Consider the following 20,453-nt stretch of genomic DNA (forward strand, 5'->3'; position numbering starts at 1 on the left):
AAGGACCTATTATAAAATCCGTCCTTTACTTTGACCTCGCGGCATCCGCACTCGTGACTTCCCGTCTATTTGCCCTGATTCCGTGCGCAGGCACCGGCAGCCGTTCCGGCGCCGCGATGCCCAAACAATATCGCACTGTGGCCGGCCGCGACATGTTGCATTATTCGCTCGCCGCGTTCGACGCCTGCAGTGAGTTCGCACAAACGCTCGTCGTGATCGCGCCCGACGACCAACACTTCGACGCGCGCCGCTTCGGCGGCTTGCGGTTTGCCGTGCGCCGCTGCGGCGGGGCGTCGCGCCAGGCGTCGGTGCTCAACGGCCTGCATGCGCTCACCGAATTCAACGCGCGCGACGACGACTGGGTGCTCGTGCACGACGCGGCCCGGCCGGGCATTACGCCTGGCTTGATCCGCACGCTGACGGGCGCGCTCAGGGACGATGCGGTAGGCGGCATCATGGCGTTGCCGGTCGCGGATACGTTAAAGCGTCTCGACGTGGCATCGGCGGATGGGCGCATTGCCCGCACCGAATCGCGCGACGGCTTGTGGCAGGCGCAAACGCCGCAGATGTTCCGCATCGGCATGTTGCGCGAAGCGATCTTGCGCGCGCAGGCCGACGGCCACGACCTGACCGACGAAGCGAGCGCGATCGAATGGGCCGGGCATGCGCCGAAGCTGGTGCAAGGCAGCTTGCGAAACTTCAAGGTGACGTATCCAGAAGACTTCGATCTCGCCGAGGCGATTCTGCTGCGCACTTCGGCATCGTGATGAACGATTTGATTTTTAGTGAACGGACTTGAGGACTTGACGCAGATGGATTTCAGAATTGGGCAAGGGTATGACGTGCATGCGCTGGTGCCGGGGCGTCCGTTGATTATTGGCGGCGTGACGATTCCGTACGAGCGCGGCTTGCTCGGCCATTCGGATGCCGACGTGCTGTTGCACGCGATCACCGACGCTCTGTTCGGCGCCGCCGCGATGGGCGATATCGGCCGTCACTTCTCCGATACGGATGCGAAGTTCGCCGGCGCCGACAGCCGCGTATTGCTGCGCGAATGCGTGGCTCGCGTGAAGGCGGCGGGCTTCGCGATTGCGAACGTGGACAGCAGCGTGGTGGCGCAGGCGCCCAAGCTCGCACCGCATATCGAAGGCATGCGCGCGAACATTGCCGCCGATCTCGGGCTGCCGACGGACAAGGTCAATGTCAAAGCCAAGACCAATGAGAAGCTCGGTTATCTCGGCCGAGGCGAGGGCATAGAAGCGCAAGCCGTGGTGTTGCTGATCAAGGGCTGATGCATCCGTCGGCACTGCCGCATCGGGAGCCGGGCGCACGGCGGCGAAAAAGTTCGCCGCTGCGCCGGTTCAGGCGAGGCAGACCCGGAAGCCGATAGCTTATTCGGCGGCAATGCACTGCGCAGCCGCGTTGATCACGGCCGCGATGCGACCCACGTCGCGCAACTGCGTCGAGCTCATGCCTTCGGCGATCAACGTATCGAAGTGCGACTTCACGCAGAAGTGACACTTGCCGATGATCGAAGCCGCCAGCGCGTACATCTCGAAGCGCCGCTTGTCCACGCCGCCGTGCGACGCGTAGGCATTCATGCGTAACTGCGCCGGTTGCGATTTCAGGTCCGCGTTCTCCGCCATCTCGACGTACGGATACCAGACGTTGTTCATGCCCATCAACGCGGCGGCGGTCAGCGCGCCGTTCGTCTCTTCAGGAGAGAGCACGCCCGCGTTGCGAATCGCGTTCACGATTACGGTGCTTTTGGCGGCGAAGGCGGCAGCCAGCGCGACGCCGACCGCGTCGTTGCCTTCGAGGGACGAGCGCGCGATCGTGCCGTCCAGGTTCAGGCGGATGTCTTTCGCGTAGTCGGGTATGAGCGCCTTAATGGAAGCCAGGAACTCCATTGTCATCTCCTATCGGGTTGTCGATAAAAAAGCCCGCGGGCTTTTTCAAGCGTGGCGGGCTCGGGCGGCACGGCTTACAGCGTTGCGCCGCCGACTGCGCGGTTGCACGGACAGAGTTCGTCCGTCTGCAAGCCGTCTAGAATACGCAGCACTTCCTCAGGATTGCGGCCGACGTTCAGGTTGTTCACCGACACGTGCTGGATCGTGTTGTCCGGATCGACGATGAACGTTGCGCGTAGCGCCACGCCCGCTTCCTTGTCGCGCACGCCGAGCTGGTCGATCAACTCGCCCTTCACGTCGCCGAACGAATAGTGGTTCAGCTTGCTCAGGTCCTTATGTTCGCGGCGCCAGGCGAGCTTCACGAATTCGTTATCTACGCTGCCGCCTAGCAGCACGGCATCGCGCTCTTCGAAGTCTTTCGCCAGCTTGGCGAACTCGACGATTTCCGTGGGGCACACGAACGTGAAATCCTTCGGGTAGAAGTAGATGATTTTCCACTTGCCCGGGAACGACTGCTCCGTGATTTCTTCGAACGCCGAGGCGCCGTTTTCCTCGTGATTGTTGAAGCCAGGCTTGGCAGCGGTGACGGTGAACGCTTCGAGTTTGTCGCCAACGGTTTTCATGCGAGTGCTCCTTCGTGTGTTGGAAAAAAAGCATGCTGAGGCTACCAGCGCGTCATCACGAGCGCGTGACAGGCTTTTCACTATAGCTCTATTGAACTATCGCCTCAATAGTTTTTTTCTAACGACCCGGATAGTTATTATTCAACGGAGCGGGCATCCGGAGTGCGTGCATGGTGCGTGGGGCGCGGGCGTTCTTAGGCCGACACGGGGCCGCAAGCTCGCTTAAACGCCCTTGGCAAGAGGAAACTCGATGGTGACTTCGAGGCCCGGGCCTGGCGTGCGATTCCGCAAGCGCAGTGCGCCCCGATAACGGCCGACCAGCCGCTGCACGATCGCCATGCCGAGGCCCGTGCCGTTCGCCTGAGTGCGCGCTGAATTCACGCGGTAGAAGGGACGTGTGACAAGCGCCAGTTGATCTTCCGGAATGCCGGGGCCTTCGTCCACCACCGACAGTTCCACGCGCGAATGCGACACCCGCGTTTCCAGGATCACGTGCGGGATGCCGTCGCCATCGCTCAAACCATACTTGCGCGCGTTTTCCAGCAGATTGCCGACGACCCGCCGCATATCCGTTTCGTCGGCTTCGATCACCGCCGACGGCGCGAGCCGCGTGATAAGCCGCATGCTGTCCTCGCTTTGCATGCGCGCCGCGAGCTCGCTCGCGATCACTGACAGATCGACAGGTTCCGGCACGCGCTGCACCGGGCGCGCATAGTCGAGGAAGCGGCCAATGATCATGTCCATCTGCTCGATGTCGTCGACCATTGCGTCTTTCGTGCTTTGGTCCGACGGACTCATTTCCGTTTCGAGCCGCAGCCGTGCGAGCGGCGTGCGCAGGTCGTGCGAAATGCCGGCGAGCATCAGCGCGCGGTCGGCCTCGAGCTGCTCGAGGTCCTGAACCATCTGGTTAAAACTGCGATTGGTTTCGGCAGCCACGCCCATGCCGCGCTCGGGCAGCGGTTCAGGCGACTGCCCGGAGCCGACCTTGCGCGCGGCCATCGCGAGACGGGCGAACGGGCGGTTCACGAGACTCGTGATGAAGGCTGCGCCAAAGAGCGATAGCGCCAGCGCGAACACGCCCCAGCCGGCCCATTGCAGGCCCGTCGCGTTGTCGAGCTGATCGCGGTCGAGCGCGACCCAGTAATCGTCGTCGTCGATCTTGAAGCTGATCCAGACGCCGGGAATGTCGTTGACGCTCTGCGCGATTACAGTATCGTCGCCGAGACGGCCGCGAATGTCGTGTTCGATCAGCCGGTTCAGCGACTCGTCGGGCTGGAGCTTGTACTTGTCGGTTGTTTCGCGCGGGTACACGCGCACCCCTTCATTGCTTTCCAGGTCTTGCAGCAATGCGCGCCGCAGATCGGGATCGGAATACAGGAGTGCGGTGCGCGTGAGCTTCACGATCGCGACGAGCTGCAACGCCACGCGCTGCGCGCGCGGCTCGCGTTCGATCACCCGGAAGCTCTGGAACCACGCGGCGAGACTCACTGCGATCAACAGCGCGATCAACAGAAAGGTCCGCCAGAAAAGGCCGCCGAACGCGAGCGTCAGGAGGCGCCGGTCGATCCGCATGGGCCCTTCTTCTTATCTGAAAACAAAAGCAGGAGACGTGAACAAACTCAGGCTGCGCCGTCGGGAATGAACACGTAGCCAAGACCCCAAACGGTCTGGATGAAGCGCGGGCTGCCCGGATCCGGTTCAATCAGCTTGCGCAGACGGGAAATCTGCACGTCGAGGCTGCGGTCGAACACTTCGTACTCGCGGCCGCGAGCCAGTTCCATCAGCTTTTCGCGCGACAGCGGCTGGCGCGGATGACGCGCGAACACCTTGAGCACGGAGAACTCGCCCGTGGTCAGCGGAATTTCCTGGCCGGCCTTGGTGAGCGTGCGGGTGGCGAGATTCAGCGCGAACTCGCCGAACTCGAAGACTTCAGTCGTTTCCGACGGCGCGCCCGGCAGCTCCGACGGCGACTGACGGCGCAACACCGCGTGAATGCGCGCGACCAGTTCGCGCGGATTGAAGGGCTTCGGCAAGTAGTCGTCCGCGCCCATTTCAAGCCCGACGATACGGTCGACGTCTTCTCCCTTGGCCGTCAGCATGATGATTGGCGTACGGTCGTTGCTGCCGCGCAGGCGCCGGCAAATGGACAGGCCGTCCTCGCCTGGCAGCATGAGGTCGAGCACCAGCAGATCGAACCGCTCACGCACCCAGAGCTTGTTCATTGAAGGCGCGTTCTCGGCTACATAGACATTGAAGCCTTGCTCGCCGAGGTAACGGCGCAGCAGATCGCGCAGGCGCGGATCGTCATCGACGACGAGGATTTTCGAAGGGTTTTTGGTTTCCATGGTCGGCATCTTAGCGCGATTAGAAAGTGGTGCGCGTTTGCATCATTTATCGAGTTACAGTCAGTTACAAAATTTACCCGCACTGTGGCACGACGTAAAGCGGTGGCAGTTAGACTCCTTTACTGAATGCGGCTGTTCGGTGGATACTTCACTCGACTAAAACCCACGCGCCCGGCTCGTTACCGGGTTTGTCATACGCATTTGAGGTAGCCGGTTGCCGCGCCACGAAGGGAACAACATGAAGGGAGGGGTCTGGCCGAATGTGCGCCTGAGCGTGATTGCACTGGCGGTTGCCGGTACGCTCGCAGGCACATTGGGACCAACGCTCGCCCACGCCCAGCCTTCCGCCGACAGAGCTGCGAGCGAGCGCGCGCCCAGGGCAGGCAATTCAAGGGCAAGCCGCCACAATTCCAGCGTCGAGCGTCCTGCATCAGACGCAATGTTGCGTACCGCAGTTCCCCCCGATCTCGATCAACGCCGCCGTGACGGACATATGACGCCGGACGAACGTCGTTTGTTGAGACAGCATATCGAAGACGCTGTTCGCGAGCTTTACAAGCGGTAGGCGCTTTGCTTGCGTTGTCTGCTGTGGTTGCCCTGATGTTGCGTTGCTTCATGCGCTGCTTGATACGTTGCTTCATGCGGTGTTGATCGTTGTCGCTGTCCTGACGCTCTTGAGTTTTCGTTCTGCGCTTCCCGCGCGTTTCCTGTTTCTATCCAGCATTTCACGTTTTGCCCGCTGCGCTCACACGTTATGTGAGGAGCAGGCATATGCGGCCGTAGTTCATTCTCGTCATTGATCGCGCTCATTGCACTGTGCATGCGGAAGCATCAGCGGCATGCGAATGCGCGGCGGACGCACTGACCAATGCGCGGCGCCATCACGCAAGGTGCGTCACGGCAGCAACGCGCGTAGGCTTCGTACATGCATAGCCCTCGACCGCAGAGCGCACACTTGCGCATTGCAGACCGTCCCGGCTTATCGCCTGAAAAACCGAGCCTGCAACGGAAGAAGTCACCGACGCGAGTACATCATGAAACGACGCAGCTTTCTCTCGATGAGCGCCGCCGCCGGCGCGACTCTCTGGCTGCCTCGTGCGGTTCGCGCGCAGCCGGCGGCGCATACCGCAATGCAGCTTCCCGCGCTGCGTGCCGGGTTCGGCAACCTGCTGATCCTCGTCGAGTTGAAAGGCGGCAACGACGGCCTGAACACCGTGATCCCGTTTGCCGATCCTGCGTACTATCGGCTTCGCAAGAAGATCGGCATCAAGCGCGAGCACGCTATCCAGCTCGACGGCCGCACGGCGCTGCATCCGTCGCTGGAACCGTTAATGCCGCTTTGGCAAAGCCGGCAACTGGCGATTATCCAGGGCGTCGGCTACGCGCAGCCCAATCTCTCGCATTTCCGCTCAGTTGAGATATGGGACACGGCTTCGCACGCCGATGAGTATCTGCGCGACGGCTGGCTCACTCGCGCATTCAGAAGCGCCCCGTTGCCCGCGGGTTTCGCCGTGGACGGTGTGGTCATCGGCAATGCTGAAATGGGACCGCTCGCGAATGGCGCTCGTACGCGAGCACTCTTGAATCCCACGCAACCGGCTGGCGCCCCAAAAACCATGACATACGATGGCGGGCGGACCAAGCCAATGCCACGCGCGCCGCAACTGGCGACCGGTTTTCCTTGCAGCGCGTTCGGTGCGTCGATCGAAACAGCAATGCACATGCTCCACGCCGACTATATGCCGCGCGCTGAAGCGGGCAAAAGCGGCGGCGTCGCGGCGATTCGCCTGACGCTAAACGGCTTCGACACGCATCGCAACCAGCCGTACAGGCACCGCTCGTTGTTGAAGCAGCTTGCCGAAGGCCTGACAGCGATGAGATCGGCGCTGATCGAACTGGGCCGTTGGAACGACACGCTCGTCATGACTTACGGCGAGTTCGGGCGGCATCCTCGAGAAAACGACAGCGACGGTACGGACCACGGCACGTCGGCGCCGCATTTCATGATGGGCGGACGTGTGCTCGGGGGCTTGCACGGTGCGCCGCCTGAGCTTGGACGGCTCGACGGTCATGGCAACTTGCCTGTCGCCGTTGACTTCCGCCGGCTTTACGCGACTGTACTTGCGAGGTGGTGGGGGCTCGATGCCGCGGCGATTTTACGCCAGCAGTTTGCGCCGCTGCCTTTGCTGCGCGCTTGACGGCCGGCGCGCTCGACGCCAGACCGGACGCCGCACGACGCGGCCCGTAAATGGCGCGCGGCGGCACTCACTTCGCGCGCCAGGCGATCCACAGCTTGCGGATCGGCGTCAACCCGATACGTTGATGCAGCACGTGGTAGCCGTCGCGCTCGATTTCATCCAGTAAAGCGGAAGCGAGCGCTCCTTGCGCGAGCAACGCGCGCTGCGATCGGCGCTCGCTGGCCGGCACAGCGACGAGCGCCGTTTGCAAGGCATCGCGAGCGCGCTTCGTCTGAAAGCGCATGAGCTCAGTGAATGCGTCGCTATATTTTCGATTGATCAGGTCCGCCGCTGTCACATTGAAGCGCTGCATTTCGTCAATAGGAATGTAGATGCGGCCGTGGCGCGCATCGTTGCCCGTTTCGACCACGAGTTGTGCGAGCAGCAGTGCTTCGCCTAACTGCGTCGACCAACCCGGCGCTTGTGACCCGTCGGCGGGCGCGTTCGTCCTCGCGGCGCGCGCCACTAGCGCGGCAAACGTCCCGCCTACCGCTTGAACATAGCGCCGCAAGTTTGGGTAGTCGAGGTAGCGCGCCTGGTCGAGATCCATCTCGAAGCCGCTCAACAGCGCCTGCAGCGCAGGGTATTCGGCCTTTGCGTCGGGCAGCGAGGCCGCGAGCGCCTTTGAAACCGGGTGCGTGGGCGTGCCCGCAGCGAGGCCGGCCAGTTCGTTCTGCCACCATGCAAGCTTGGTGCGGCCAATGGCCGGATCGCTGACTTCCTTGACCGTTTCCTCGAACTCGCGGCGCAGTGCGAACAGCGCGGTCAAGCGCGGCTGACTGGCTGCGGGAGCTTGCCGGAGCGCGTAGTAAGTGCTTGATCCGGGCGGCGCCGCTTTTTGCTGGCAATATTCGTCGAAATTCACGGGCTGGAATGTGGGGAAGGGCAGGCGAAGAGAGCACGGCAAGCGTGCATGAAGCCGAAAATTGTAGCATCGGCGGCGTAAGGACAGATGCGCGGCAGTTGCAGACAAGCGCGAATCAATGCGTTAGAATCTCGCGCTTACGCTTTTGGGCGCGCACCTTCGGGCGCCGCGCAAAGCATGCAGGACATCGGGCAAGACGCACAACGCTTGTCCGGCTGCGAGGGTGGCGAAATTGGTAGACGCACCAGGTTTAGGTCCTGACGCCCGCAAGGGTGTAGGGGTTCGAGTCCCCTCCCTCGCACCACTTATCTGTAGCGCAAAACCCCGTCAAGTCATTGGACTGGCGGGGTTTTTCGTTTTCGGGCCGCTTGTTCGAGCGCGCTCAGGCGACCGGTGTTTCCGGCGGTGCCTGCATGCCCGGAAGGTCGGCTTGCGCGGCGCCTTCGAGAAAACGTCGAGTCGATTCGAACGCCTGCAGCATCTGATCGGGCCACGGCGTTTGCAGCATGACCGCCTGATGGTTTTCGAATGCCGACGACAACAGCTTCGCCAGTTCCGGCGAGCGCAGATGGCGCAGCAGCACGCTGACTGCAATTGCCGTCGCCTGGCTCGCGCCGGCCGTCTGGAGTTCCGACGCAGTGAGCGCCGCGATCTGTTTGTTGATATCCACTAAAACTTTCCTGAATAGATTAAACGATCGACTTGCACGCCGCGCGGGTCATCGACTGAATGCGACCGATAACCGGGGCGCGGCGGCGGACCCCGAATTTTGACACGGTTGGTACATTGCCGCGAAGACAGGGACGCTGTTGCCGGAATGTGGCGAGCGGATAATCACTTGGCGTGCTCCTGCGCGAATGACCTGCAGATATGCGGCGTGCCAATGACCGTCACTCCGGCTTTGATTTGCCAGGTGACCACGTCGATTTATCGGCGCTCGCGAATCACATAATGGCCGCGGAAATTTCAGCAAATGTCGGACGGAAGATGCCGGAATTCAGTTCAATTGGCTTCAATACGGCTCGTTATCAAGTCGAAGCCGATAGCCGGTCGAAAACCTCGCTATACATGTTATTCTGCGCGCCGATTTTCGCTGGTTTGCCAATGCAGCACTCGCGAATCAATCCGTGCGACCGAGCCTTACACCGTACGGATATCGCCGCAGAAGACAATAAAAGAGGGATGCGATGAGCGTGATATTTGCCGTGCTGGGCGCTGTGGTCGGCATGCTGGTCTCGTTGTCGAACGATCTGCCGATCGGCTACGGCGCATTGTTCGGCGCGGTGGCGGGTTTCGCGCTCGCCCGCCTGCGGAAAAAGAATTCCGCGCATGCCGGGCAACAGTCAGTTCCATTGCCCATGACCATGGATGCGCCGGACGTGCCCGGCGACCTGGCGGGGCGCGTCGAAAGACTGGAACGCGAGGTCATGTCGCTGCGCGCCGAAATCCGGCAACTGCGCGAAAGTACGGAGCTTGGGCCGGTCGACAACGAGCTGCAAGCGCAACCACAAAGCGACGCCGCGACGCCCGACGAGGCCTCGCGTGGCCCCGCAAAACATCGCTATGCAATCGCGCCGCAAGAGGCCGTGAAGCTCGCGGCAGGAACGGCGGTTGAGTACCCGGCTGAGCACCCGGTTGAGCACCCATCGGTCGATGTGAATGCCACCGCGTCAGTCGAACAGCACGCGCACACCTCGCCGTTGGCGCCAGCCGTCGCGTCCGCGCAAGCCGACATCGCCGATAGCTCGCATGTCCAAACTGCACCGGCTCCCCCGCGGGGCCCAGGTGTCGTCGAGCGTCTTTTCAAAGCGGGCCGGGACTGGCTTTTCGGCGGCAATACGGTGGTGCGTGTCGGCATCGTCGTGCTTTTTTTCGGCATTGCGTTTCTGCTCAAATACGCCGCCGACAACAGTCTGCTGCCGATCGAATTCCGCCTCGCCGGCGTCGCACTCGCGGCGACCACCTTGCTCGTGCTCGGCTGGCGCATCGGCGATAGTCGGGGCGCGTATGGGCTCGTGCTGCAGGGCGGCGGCGTCGGCGCGCTGTATCTGACGGTGTTCGCCGCGACACGGCTTTATCATCTGCTGCCCGCCGCCGCTGCCTTGCCGCTGATGGTCGCAACGTGCGCGCTCAGCGCGTTTCTCGCGGTACGGCAGAACGCGCCTTCGCTCGCGTTCATGGGCAGCGCGGGCGGCTTTCTCGCGCCGCTCCTGCTGTCCACGGGCGGCGGCAGTCATGTCATGCTCTTTAGCTACTACGCGTTGCTCAATGCGGGCATCTTTGCAATTGCGTGGTTCAAGGCATGGCGTCCGCTGAATCTTCTTGGCTTCGTTTTCACGTTTTCGATCGGGGCGGCGTGGGGCGCAACTGCCTATCGCCCGGAATTGCTGGCCACCACCGAGCCCTTCCTGATCCTCTTCTTCGTCATGTATGTCGGTATCGCGCTGCTCTACGCGGTTCGTCGCGAGTTGACGCTCAGGCACTATGTCGACGGTACGCTCGTGTTCGGCACGCCGCTCGTTGCAATCGGCCTGCAAACGGCGTTGCTGAAGGGCACCGAGTTCGGGCTCGCATGGAGCGCGGTCGCGCTTGCCGCCTTTTACCTGGCAATCGCGGGGTGGCTGGCGCCGCGCCGCGGACGCCTCGGCATGCTGTTCGACTCGATGTTCGCGCTCGCGGTGATTTTCGCCACGCTCGCCGTACCGCTCGCGTTCACGGGACCGACGACGAGCGCGACGTGGGCCATCGAAGGCGCCGCGCTCACGTGGCTTGCGGTGCGGCAACGGCGTCTCGTCGCATTTGCTTTCGGCTTGCTGATGCAACTGGCCGCGGCTGGCGCATTCGTCGTCGGCACCCTCGCGCCGTTCAACCATGCGCCGACATTGTTCGTACTGAACGGCGCTTATCTGGCGAGCGTGCTGATCGCGCTCGCCGGCATCTTCACCGGTTGGCGCTTGCACGGCCGCAGCGAGGCGCGCGAGTGGCATGCATGGATGCCGCAGATCGGGATCGCCGCCAGTCTGTGGGGTTTGCTGTGGTGGGTGGGCGGCGGCCTCGATGAAATCGAGACGTACCTGCGGCTGTTTGTGCCGGCCGATCGTGAGCGTTTCTGCTCTGCGCTCATCGCTCTGTTCGCCGTCCTCACAGCGTGGCTCGCGCACGGGTTGCGCCGCAAGCTGCGCTGGCCACTCGCCGAATGGCCGGCGCTTACTCTCGTGCCCGTGCTCGCTGCGCTGACCGTGGGTCTCTTCACGCTGGATCTGAAGCCGGTGAGCGGTTATGGCTGGCTGGTTTGCATGCTGGCCGCAGTCTGCGCCTACGCGCTGCTGTGGCGTCAACAGCGCGAGGTCGGCGATCGCGTTCTCGCGCCGCTGCACACGCTGATGTTCTGGACGTCCGGCGCGCTCGCCGCCCTCGAAGGTTACTGGGCGTTGCGCGCCTACGTGCCCGAAGGCGCATGGAGCTGGAGCGCGTGGGCGTACGGCTTCGGCTCGCTGCTGCTGGTGGTGGCGGGCGCAGCGCACCGTTTGCGCTGGCCGGTCGCACGGTTCCCGCGGGCATATCAGGTGTGGGCTGCCGCGCCGCTCGCCGCGTTGCTGTGGGCGTGGAGCATAGCGAGTGTCACGAGCGACGGCAGCGCGGCGCCGCTCTTCTGGCTGCCGGTCTTCAACCCGCTCGACGTGGCTCAGATACTCTCGTTTGTCGCCTGCGCAATATGGTTGCGCAGGCTACGCGCATTAGGCGTGCATTGGCATCCGCGTGCTTTCGATTACGCGGTGTTCGCGACATTGTTCCTGTGGTTCAATGCATTGCTGCTGCGTACATTGCACCATCATTTCGACGCGGCGTACGATATTGGCGCGGTGCTCGCGTCGTTCGCGTTGCAGCAGGTGTTTCTGGTCGGCTGGAGCGCGTTCGCCTTCGCGGGTTTGTGGCTCGCGAGGCGTGACAGCATCGTGCGGCTGTGCGCGATTGCTTCCACGCCGCTAGTGCTCGTGATGTGGCTTTGGACGTTCTACGCGAATCTGACGCAGGACGGCGGCGCGTGGGCGCGTCTGCCGTTGCTCAATCCGCTCGATCTGGTGCAGGCCGTGGTCTTCGCGCTGGCCGCGCTGTGGCTGGTGCGCATTCGTCGTCTCGGCGTGCCGCTCGGCGACTACCGGTTGCCTTTGCAGGTGTTGGCCGGGGCAACCGGCTTTGTCTGGTTGAACGCGATGCTGCTGCGCACGCTGCACCATTGGACCGCGGTTCCATACGAGTTCGTCGAGATGTCGCAGTCGATGCTCGTGCAGGCGTCGGTATCGGTATTCTGGACGCTATGCGCACTCGCGACGATGATCTGGGCCACGCGGCGGGCAAGCCGTGTCGTCTGGTTCATCGGCGGCGCATTGCTCGCCGCGACTGTCGTCAAACTGTTCCTGTTCGACCTGTCGCACGTGACCGGTATAGAGCGGATCGTATCGTTTATCGGCATCGGCCTGATGTTGCTGCTGATCGGCTACTTCTCGCCGTTGCCGCCCAAGCTGGTGGTCGGGGAAACTGAACAATGAAGCATTTTCTGAAGGTGACGGCCTGGTGCGTCGCGATCGTGTCCGCGTGGGCCGCGGCGCCTGCCTGCGCTGAAGATTTCGCGAGGCACTTTGCGCTCCAGCTCGAAGAGGGCGCTGCCTATTACAGCGTAACGCTGCCGGCCGCCGTCTACGCCGCCAGTCAGCGCAACGATCTCGGCGACGTGCGCGTGTTCAACGGCGCGGGCGAGCCCGTGCCGTATTCGCTCGAGGGACCGCGCGAGCCGGCACGCACGCCGCCGACTTTGCGCCCCGCGCGATGGTTTCCGCTGCGCCCGGCGCCGGCGGACCAGACCGGTGCGCCGCTCGGCGTGACGATCGCGGCCGACGGCTCGCTGCGTGCCACCGCTGCGCCGCCGGGCCGCGCCCAGCACGACACAGATCTGATCGACGGGGGGGAGGCCTCGCACGAGGGCCGCGCGAGCGCGCTGGTGGTTCATCTTCGTGACGATAACTACCAGGGGCGTGTGTCGGTGGAGTCGAGCGACGACTTGCGTAACTGGCAGCCCGCCGGCGACGCGCAATTGCTCAAGGTCAGCTACAACGGCAGCACGCTGAGCCAGGACCGGATCGAGCTGAGCGGCGCGCACGCGCGTTATTTGCGCTTGCACTGGCTCGACGGCGCGCCGTACCTCGAATCCATGAACGTGGAAGTGCAGGCGGCCGGCTCCGGTGGCGCGCAACTCGCGGACAAGCAGCGTGAATGGCGCGAGAACATCGTGGCGCAGGCGGGACCCAAGGCGGGCGAATATTTTTTCTCGACTGGCGGACCTTACCCCATCGACCGCTTGCGGCTCCATTTGCCGCAACCGAATACGGTCGCGCCAGCCGTCGTGTACTCACGCGGCGCACTCGGCGCGGCGTGGCACGAGGTTTCGAGCGCGACGCTCTTCCGTTTGCATAACGGCGATGTCGAACAGGACAATCCTTCGCTGCAGTTGACGCCCGACACGGACCGTCACTGGCGCGTGGTCGTCGACACGCGCAACGGCGGGCTGGGAAGCGGAGCATTGACTATCGCGGCGGGTTGGCGCCCCGCGACGTTGACCTTCGTCGCGCGCGGCTCGGCGCCTTTTACGATCGGCGTGGGCAATGCTGCGGCGGTATCGACGGCGCTCGGGCGCGACGAACTGCTGATGGGAGCTTCGTCGGTGGTGGCCACGGCGCGCGTCGGCGAACCTGTCGCGCTCGCGCAGAATGCGAATGCGCCGTCGGCGGCGAGTGCCGATGCATACCGTCGCTATGTGCTGTGGGCCGCTCTGGTTCTCGCCATCGGAGCGCTTGCGGCCATAGCCTGGCGCCTTGCTCGCAGCGTATCGCACAAGATGCCGGCCGGTGATGCCGCGGCAGCGGTGCCGGGAAGTGCGGCGAGTGGTTTTGCGGGTACGCCTGCCGCTGGAACGGACACAGGCCCTGCAGCGGGCGCTTCTGCTCAGAATGCAGCCAATTCAATGACCGGTGGTGTGGCGGGCACGACGCAAGCCGGGCATAAGCCCGATGGCAACGAGTGAATTGCGGGCGTTCGAATAGTCAGCGACGCGCGAGGCTCGTGGCTGGGTTCGAAGGTCGAGAAGTGCACAACTCGTAGTGAGTTTGACGCCAGGGACGTGTGGAGCTCATGGTTGGTTTGGTGCCTGGAGCGCATGCAACTCATGGTTGGTTTGGCGCTGGGAACGTGTGCAACTCATGGTTGGTTTGGCGCCTGGAGCGTATGCAAGTCATGGTTGGTTCGACGTCAGGAACGTATGCAACTCATGGTTGGTTCGACGTCAGGAGCGTATGCAACTCATGGTCGGTTTGGCGCCAGGCACGTATGCAACTCATGGTCGGTTTGGCGCCAGGCACGTATGCAACTCATGGTCGGTTTGGCGCCAGGCACGTATACAACTCATGGTTGGCCGGCGCCAGGCACGTATGCAACTCATGGTTGGTTCGACGCCTGGAGCGTATGCAACTCATGGTTGTTTCGACGCCAAGAACCCATGCGACTCATGCTTGATTTGCAGCGCGGAGCATGCGCAAACAACCCATAGCTGATTCCACGCGCGCAGCCCAGCGCGAAATAGTGAAATAAACCCGCCGCGAGCGACACCCCTGCGCAGTGAAACTCGCGCAGTGCTCGCGGCCGCTTTTGACTCGTGGCTTACGCGTCAGGCGCAGTCATCGTTTCGATGACTTTATCGAGCGCTTCGCCAAGCGCGAGCTTCTCTTTCTCGTCGAGGCAGTCGAACAGGTCGCCGTTCCACTTGCGCGCAATCGGCATGACCCTGCGATACAACGCGCGGCCCTCGGGCGTGAGCGACACGAGCACCACGCGGCCATCTTCGGCACTGGCTTCGCGTTTGACGAGGCCCTGTCTGATCAAAGCCTCGGCGGCGCGACTCGCCTGGCTCTTGTCGAGATTGGCATGCCTCGCGAGTTCCATGATCGAGAACGGTCCAAACGATCCCACCGACGCGATCACGCGAGCCTCCGGCAACGTCACGCCGAGCTTGTCCTGGTAACGCTCGCTGATACCACGCTCCGCGAGCTTGTTGAGTACATGCAGACGATATGTGAGGAGCTGTTCCAAGCCGGCTTTGGCGGAGTCCTTCATGGTCTTCCCGTGATGAGTAACGCGGTTGAGGCGCTGTGATTGTTGCCGCAACCATGCCGCCGGGTCAACGCGCGCCGTACTTCAAACGCGTCAGTTGTTCGGCCTCATCCGCCAGGAGACGTGCAGCGTCGCGAATCGCGAATTCAAGCGTGATCGGCCCAGGGGCCGGCGAGAAGCAACCACTGAAATATTCGGCAAGACGCGGCAGTGCTGCGGAGTCCACGGCGCCTGATAGCAGCGTGGCCGGCACACCCGCAGCCTGCGCATGACGGCACGCGATGAAGGGCGCCTTGCCGTGCAGCGTTTGCACGTCCGAGCGTCCTTCGCCGGTGATCAGCCAGTTCGCGCCCTGCAGTGCCGCGTCGAGGCCGATCTGCCGCGCGACCGTTTCCGCGCCTGGCTCGAACTGCGCGCCGAGCATGTGCAACGCGAAGCCGAGTCCACCTGCGGCACCCGCGCCTGGAAGGTCGCGGGCCGTGCGGCCGAGCGCTGCTTCGAGCAGATCGGCGTAGCGGGCGAGGGCGGCGTCGATGGTGGCGACCTGCTCCGGCTCGACGCCTTTTTGCGGGCCGAAAACCGCTGTCGCCCCGTGCTCGCCGGCAAGCGGATTGTCGACGTCGGACATGCCGATGAACTGTGTATGTTCGAGCCGCGCGTCGAGTTGTGAAACGTCGACCCGCGCAACGCGAGCCAGTTGCTCGGGCGTCGGTTCGAGTTCACTGTCCTGGGCGTCGAATAGTTTCAGGCCGAGACCCGCGAGCAGGCCCGCGCCGCCGTCGTTCGTGCTGCTGCCGCCGAGCGCGACGAAAAACCGCCGCACGCCTGCGTCGAGCAGCGCGCTGATTGCTTCGCCCATGCCGCGCGTGTTGCGCGCCTGAACAGGCACGCCCATTCCAACAGGGTCCGTGATGCCGACGATCTCCGCGGTTTCCACGATCGCGCTGCCGTCGGCGAGCACGCCTGTCAGCGCTTCGCGCACCGGGCCTGCCGCGCCGCGCACGGTCAGCTTGCGGCGCTCGCCGCCGCTCGTCAGCATGGCGTCGAGCGTGCCTTCGCCGCCGTCCGCCATTGGGCAGATTCGTACCTCGGCGTCCGGGCGGGCGCGCCGTACCCCCGACGCGATCGCCTGCGCGACCTGTTCGGCACCGAGCGAGCCTTTGAACGAATCCGGGGCAATGACGACGACAGGCGAGGACGGCGAATTGGGCATGGTGTCTCTGAATGGTTGGAGTATTGCCGGGCGGCGAAGCCGCTGGCGAGGCGAGCTGTTTAACGGACGCAACGCAGCCCCGAGCGCGTTCGCTAGCTTATCAGCATGGCCGCGCCGACTGAATATCCCGATCGGCATAGCCGGCATCGTCATTCGTGGTGATGTGTGGAGCCACAATGCAGGGCTCTCGCGCCGGCTGCGTCGTGCGAGAAGCGCGAAACCGCTTCAAAAAGCGCCCGAAAGGGCTCCGGATGCCGATAAAAATGCGCGCAACCATCGAATCCCGGTTAGCCGCGCAAATAGTTTGCTAAAATATTCGGCTCTTTGGACTCAACCGTGCTGCCGGTGGCCTGCAAGCCCGCGGCGCAGGCGCGCAAATGCGGCACGGAGAAGATAACTGAATTCGCTCGAATAATTTTAGGACGATTGAAGCCATGGCTAACGTTGTTGAAAACCTCGGCAAGCTCGAACGCCGCGTAACGATTTCCCTGCCGAAGGACGCCGTGCAGAAGGAAGTGGACTCGCGTATCCGTCAACTCGCGAAGAACGTGCGCATGCCGGGTTTCCGCCCGGGCAAGGTGCCGCTCAAGATGGTGACGCAACAGTATTCGGGCCAGGTGGAAGCTGAAGTGCTGAGCGACAAGGTCGGCAAGGAATTCTTCGACATCAGCCGCGCCGAAAACCTGCGCGTCGCAGGCCAGCCGAGCTTCGCGCCGAAGGCCGACGCTACTGAGGGCGATTACGCCTTCGACGCGACCTTCGAGGTCTATCCGGAAGTGAAGCTGGGCGACGTCGCCACGGCTGAAATCGAGCGCACCACGACGACCATCAGCGAAGCGGAAATCGACCGCACGCTTGAAATCCTGCGCAAGCAGCGCGTGCATTTCCACGCTCGCGGCGAAGCCGGCGAGCACGGCGACGGCGGCGGTGACACGGCGGCCAAGGAAGGCGATCGCGTGTCGGTCGACTTCGTCGGCAAGATCGACGGTGAAGTGTTCGAGGGCGGCAGCGCTGAAGACTTCGCGTTCGTGCTGGGCGAAGGCCGCATGCTGCCGGAATTCGAAAAGGCAGCTACCGGCCTGAAGGTCGGCGAAACGAAGGAATTCGATCTGGCGTTCCCGGCCGATTATCACGGCAAGGACGTGGCCGGCAAGACGGCACAATTCACGATCACGATGAAAAAGATCGAGTGGCCGCACCTGCCGGAAATCGACGCGGAATTCGCGAAGTCGCTCGGCATTGAAGACGGCGACCTGACCAAGATGCGCGCGGAGATCAAAGACAATCTGGAGCGTGAAGCGAAGCGCCGCACGCAAGCCATCGTCAAGAATCAGGTGATGGACGCGCTCCTGAAGATCTCGGAACTCGACGTGCCGAACGCGCTGATCGAGCAGGATCAGGAGCGTCTCGTGGCAATGGCGCGTCAGGATCTGGAACAGCGTGGCGTGCCGAACGCTAAAGATGCGCCGATTCCTGCCGCTATGTTCAAGGAACAGGCCGAGCGCCGCGTCAAGCTGGGCCTCGTGCTGGCCGAACTGGTGAAGGCGAACAACCTGCAGGCCAAGCCGGAGCAGATCCGCGCAGAAGTCGACGAGTTCGCGAAAAGCTACGAAGACCCGAAGGAAGTCGTCCGCTGGTATTATTCGAACCAGCAACGTCTTGCTGAAATGGAAGCGTACGTCGTTGAAGCCAACGTCGTCGAATTCGTGCTGAGCAAGGCCAAGGTGACGGACAAGGAAGTGAGCTTCGAAGAACTGGCAAGCGCAACGGCGCAAGCATAAGCGTCGCTGCAACGGCGTGCCGGCTGTCGGAGTGACGGCCCGCACGCCGTTTTTTTGTGCTGTTTTTGTGCGGTTTGTGTGCACTTGAATACGGGCTGGTCGACCACACCTGTCTAGCATCTGATATTTAGAATATTTCCAGACAAGGATCCATTGCATGACCTTTCGCGCCCAAATGCTGGACACGTTGACCTCCCAGTCGTCCCGGGATCTCGAAGCGCAGGCGCTCGGACTGGTGCCGATCGTCGTGGAAACGAGCGGCCGGGGCGAGCGCTCGTATGACATCTACTCGCGTCTGCTGAAGGAACGCATTGTGTTCCTGGTGGGCGAGGTGAACGACCAGACGGCCAACCTGGTGGTCGCGCAAATGCTGTTTCTGGAAAGCGAGAATCCCGACAAGGACATCTATTTCTATATCAACAGCCCGGGCGGCTCCGTGTCGGCCGGCATGGCGATTTACGATACGATGCAGTTCATCAAGCCGGACGTTTCCACGCTGTGCATGGGGCTGGCGGCGAGCATGGGCGCTTTCCTGCTCGCAGCAGGCGCAAAGGGCAAGCGCTTCGCGCTGCCGAATTCGCGCGTCATGATCCACCAGCCGTTGGGCGGCGCCCGCGGTCAGGCGTCGGACATCGAAATTCAGGCGCGCGAAATTCTGTACCTGAAGGAGCGGCTCAATCATCTGCTGGCGCACCACACTGGCCAACCCGTCGAGCGTATTGCACGCGACACCGATCGTGACAACTTCATGTCCGGCGACGACGCTCAAGCCTACGGTCTGGTCGATCAGGTAGCCCACAAGCGTCCTTGATCGGGTGCGGGTTTGCGCTAAATCGGGGCAAATCCCGCGTCTGATCGGTTGTGAAATAATCAAGACTCGTCCGAGCGCCTGCGGCAAACGCCGTCACATTGCTCAGCCCGGCCGCGCCCAACTGCGAGGCGGGGGCAAACGGCGTATCATGTAATCGAGTGTCCGGAGGCTCACACATCTATGGCGGACAAGAAAGGTTCTAACAGCGAAAAGCTGTTGTATTGCTCGTTTTGCGGCAAGAGCCAGCATGAGGTTAAGAAACTGATTGCGGGCCCGTCGGTGTTCATCTGTGATGAATGTATCGACCTGTGCAACGAAATCATTCGCGATGAAGCAGCAGGCGCGGGCATCGAGGCGGGCTTGTCCAAGTCCGATCTGCCGAGTCCGCAGGAAATCCGTGAAATTCTTGACCAGTATGTGATCGGTCAGGAACGCGCGAAGAAAATTCTCGCGGTTGCGGTGTACAACCACTACAAGCGCCTGAAGCATCTCGACAAGAAGGATGAGATCGAGCTGTCCAAGAGCAACATCCTGCTGATCGGCCCGACCGGTTCGGGCAAGACCTTGCTCGCGCAAACGCTCGCGCGTCTTCTGAACGTTCCCTTTGTCATTGCAGACGCAACCACGCTGACTGAGGCGGGTTATGTGGGCGAAGACGTTGAGAACATCATTCAGAAGCTGCTGCAAAACTGCAATTACGAAGTCGACAAGGCCCAGCGCGGCATTGTCTATATCGACGAAATCGACAAGATCAGCCGGAAGTCGGACAACCCGTCCATCACTCGCGACGTGTCGGGTGAGGGCGTGCAGCAGGCGCTGCTCAAGCTGGTTGAAGGCACGATGGCGTCGGTGCCCCCGCAAGGCGGCCGTAAGCATCCGAATCAGGACTTCATTCAGGTCGACACCACGAACATTCTGTTCATCTGCGGCGGCGCGTTCGACGGGCTTGAAAAAGTCATCGTCGATCGTACTGAAAAGACCGGCATCGGCTTTGGCGCAAGCGTGAAGAGCAAGCAGGACCGAGACGCCGGTGAAGTGCTGCGCGAAGTGGAACCGGAAGATCTGATCAAGTTCGGTCTGATTCCGGAGCTGATCGGCCGTCTGCCGGTGGTGGCCACGCTCGGGAAGCTCGACGAAGCGGCGTTGATGAAAATCCTCGTCGAACCGAAGAATGCGCTGGTGAAGCAATACCACAAGCTGTTCAACATGGAACGCGTCGAGCTCGAAATTCGCCCGGCTGCGCTGCAGGCCGTGGCGCGTAAGGCGATTCGTCGCAAGACGGGTGCGCGCGGGCTGCGCTCCATCCTGGAACAGGCGTTGCTTGACGTGATGTACGACCTGCCGCAAATGAAAGGCGTGAGCAAGGTCATCATCGACGACAATGTGATTGACGGCGACGGCAAACCCTTACTGATCTACGAAGACGCGCCCAAAGTCGCGGGTTCGAACTGATCGGCTTCGGGTACTGCAAAAAGCCGTTCATGGCGACGTGAACGGCTTTTTCGTT

Annotated in this window: 17 protein-coding genes and 1 tRNA gene; 10 read left to right on the forward strand and 8 right to left on the reverse strand. The window is 62.5% G+C overall.

Annotated elements, in window-relative coordinates; all coding sequences use genetic code 11:
* Window positions 1-53 precede the first annotated feature (53 nt).
* Window positions 54-767 carry a 2-C-methyl-D-erythritol 4-phosphate cytidylyltransferase gene (ispD, locus tag JMY24_RS05930; RefSeq protein WP_201701506.1) on the forward strand — a complete coding sequence of 238 codons (714 nt, stop codon included), beginning with the start codon at window positions 54-56 and terminating at the stop codon, window positions 765-767.
* 45 nt (window positions 768-812) lie between these two features.
* Window positions 813-1,292 (forward strand): 2-C-methyl-D-erythritol 2,4-cyclodiphosphate synthase, encoded by a 480-nt coding sequence (gene ispF / locus JMY24_RS05935; protein WP_128594985.1) that lies wholly within the window; start codon window positions 813-815, stop codon window positions 1,290-1,292.
* Window positions 1,293-1,391: 99 nt separating this feature from the next.
* Here ispF and JMY24_RS05940 read toward each other — a convergent pair whose 3' ends face one another.
* The 4 genes from JMY24_RS05940 to ompR form a co-directional block, all read right to left on the reverse strand.
* Entirely contained in the window at window positions 1,392-1,910 is a 519-nt protein-coding gene (locus JMY24_RS05940; RefSeq protein ID WP_128586475.1) for a carboxymuconolactone decarboxylase family protein, read from the reverse strand.
* Window positions 1,911-1,984: 74 nt separating this feature from the next.
* Window positions 1,985-2,533 (reverse strand): peroxiredoxin, encoded by a 549-nt coding sequence (locus JMY24_RS05945; protein ID WP_013588377.1) that lies wholly within the window; start codon window positions 2,531-2,533, stop codon window positions 1,985-1,987.
* A 222-nt stretch (window positions 2,534-2,755) separates the two neighbouring features.
* Window positions 2,756-4,105, reverse strand: a complete 1,350-nt coding sequence (locus tag JMY24_RS05950) for an ATP-binding protein (protein WP_128586474.1) — start codon at window positions 4,103-4,105, stop codon at window positions 2,756-2,758.
* Between the two features lie 47 nt (window positions 4,106-4,152).
* Window positions 4,153-4,887 carry an osmolarity response regulator transcription factor OmpR gene (gene ompR / locus JMY24_RS05955; RefSeq protein ID WP_006048917.1) on the reverse strand — a complete coding sequence of 245 codons (735 nt, stop codon included), beginning with the start codon at window positions 4,885-4,887 and terminating at the stop codon, window positions 4,153-4,155.
* A 229-nt stretch (window positions 4,888-5,116) separates the two neighbouring features.
* Here ompR and JMY24_RS38225 point away from each other — a divergent pair, with 229 nt between their 5' ends.
* The gene (locus JMY24_RS38225) at window positions 5,117-5,443 is read left to right on the forward strand and encodes a hypothetical protein (protein WP_128589772.1); all 327 of its coding nucleotides are present in this window, start codon (window positions 5,117-5,119) and stop codon (window positions 5,441-5,443) included.
* Window positions 5,444-5,912: 469 nt separating this feature from the next.
* A complete protein-coding gene (locus JMY24_RS05960) occupies window positions 5,913-7,076 on the forward strand; it encodes a DUF1501 domain-containing protein (RefSeq protein ID WP_128594986.1) in 1,164 nt (387 codons plus the stop codon).
* A gap of 67 nt (window positions 7,077-7,143) precedes the next feature.
* Here the strand turns inward: JMY24_RS05960 and JMY24_RS05965 are convergent, their stop codons facing one another.
* Window positions 7,144-7,980, reverse strand: coding sequence for a squalene/phytoene synthase family protein (locus tag JMY24_RS05965; RefSeq protein ID WP_128594987.1), 837 nt, complete (start codon window positions 7,978-7,980; stop codon window positions 7,144-7,146).
* Window positions 7,981-8,197: 217 nt separating this feature from the next.
* On the opposite strand from JMY24_RS05965, the gene JMY24_RS05970 reads away from it, so the two are divergent.
* Window positions 8,198-8,284, forward strand: a tRNA-Leu gene (locus JMY24_RS05970).
* 78 nt (window positions 8,285-8,362) lie between these two features.
* Here the strand turns inward: JMY24_RS05970 and JMY24_RS05975 are convergent.
* Window positions 8,363-8,650, reverse strand: coding sequence for a hypothetical protein (locus tag JMY24_RS05975; protein WP_128594988.1), 288 nt, complete (start codon window positions 8,648-8,650; stop codon window positions 8,363-8,365).
* A gap of 517 nt (window positions 8,651-9,167) precedes the next feature.
* Here JMY24_RS05975 and JMY24_RS05980 point away from each other — a divergent pair.
* Both JMY24_RS05980 and JMY24_RS05985 read left to right on the forward strand, forming a co-directional pair.
* Window positions 9,168-12,530, forward strand: coding sequence for a DUF2339 domain-containing protein (locus tag JMY24_RS05980; protein WP_201701507.1), 3,363 nt, complete (start codon window positions 9,168-9,170; stop codon window positions 12,528-12,530).
* Entirely contained in the window at window positions 12,527-14,059 is a 1,533-nt protein-coding gene (locus JMY24_RS05985) for a DUF3999 domain-containing protein (protein WP_201701508.1), read from the forward strand. The genes JMY24_RS05980 and JMY24_RS05985 overlap by 4 nt, the downstream gene beginning before the upstream one ends.
* A gap of 632 nt (window positions 14,060-14,691) precedes the next feature.
* Here the strand turns inward: JMY24_RS05985 and JMY24_RS05990 are convergent.
* Window positions 14,692-15,144, reverse strand: a complete 453-nt coding sequence (locus JMY24_RS05990) for a MarR family winged helix-turn-helix transcriptional regulator (RefSeq protein WP_128595008.1) — start codon at window positions 15,142-15,144, stop codon at window positions 14,692-14,694.
* Window positions 15,145-15,208: 64 nt separating this feature from the next.
* A complete protein-coding gene (locus tag JMY24_RS05995) occupies window positions 15,209-16,354 on the reverse strand; it encodes a glycerate kinase (protein WP_201701509.1) in 1,146 nt (381 codons plus the stop codon).
* A 434-nt stretch (window positions 16,355-16,788) separates the two neighbouring features.
* Here JMY24_RS05995 and tig point away from each other — a divergent pair, with 434 nt between their 5' ends.
* The 3 genes from tig (at window position 16,789) to clpX (ending at window position 20,398) form a co-directional block, all read left to right on the forward strand.
* Complete coding sequence (tig, locus tag JMY24_RS06000; RefSeq protein ID WP_128590116.1) at window positions 16,789-18,135, forward strand: trigger factor; 1,347 nt, start codon at window positions 16,789-16,791, stop codon at window positions 18,133-18,135.
* Between the two features lie 157 nt (window positions 18,136-18,292).
* Window positions 18,293-18,946 (forward strand): ATP-dependent Clp endopeptidase proteolytic subunit ClpP, encoded by a 654-nt coding sequence (gene clpP, locus JMY24_RS06005; RefSeq protein WP_006048927.1) that lies wholly within the window; start codon window positions 18,293-18,295, stop codon window positions 18,944-18,946.
* 180 nt (window positions 18,947-19,126) lie between these two features.
* A complete protein-coding gene (gene clpX, locus JMY24_RS06010) occupies window positions 19,127-20,398 on the forward strand; it encodes an ATP-dependent Clp protease ATP-binding subunit ClpX (RefSeq protein ID WP_006048928.1) in 1,272 nt (423 codons plus the stop codon).
* The last annotated feature ends 55 nt before the right edge of the window (window positions 20,399-20,453 follow it).

The organism is Paraburkholderia kirstenboschensis, from assembly GCF_904848585.1.
Classification (GTDB): Bacteria; Pseudomonadota; Gammaproteobacteria; order Burkholderiales; family Burkholderiaceae; genus Paraburkholderia; species Paraburkholderia kirstenboschensis.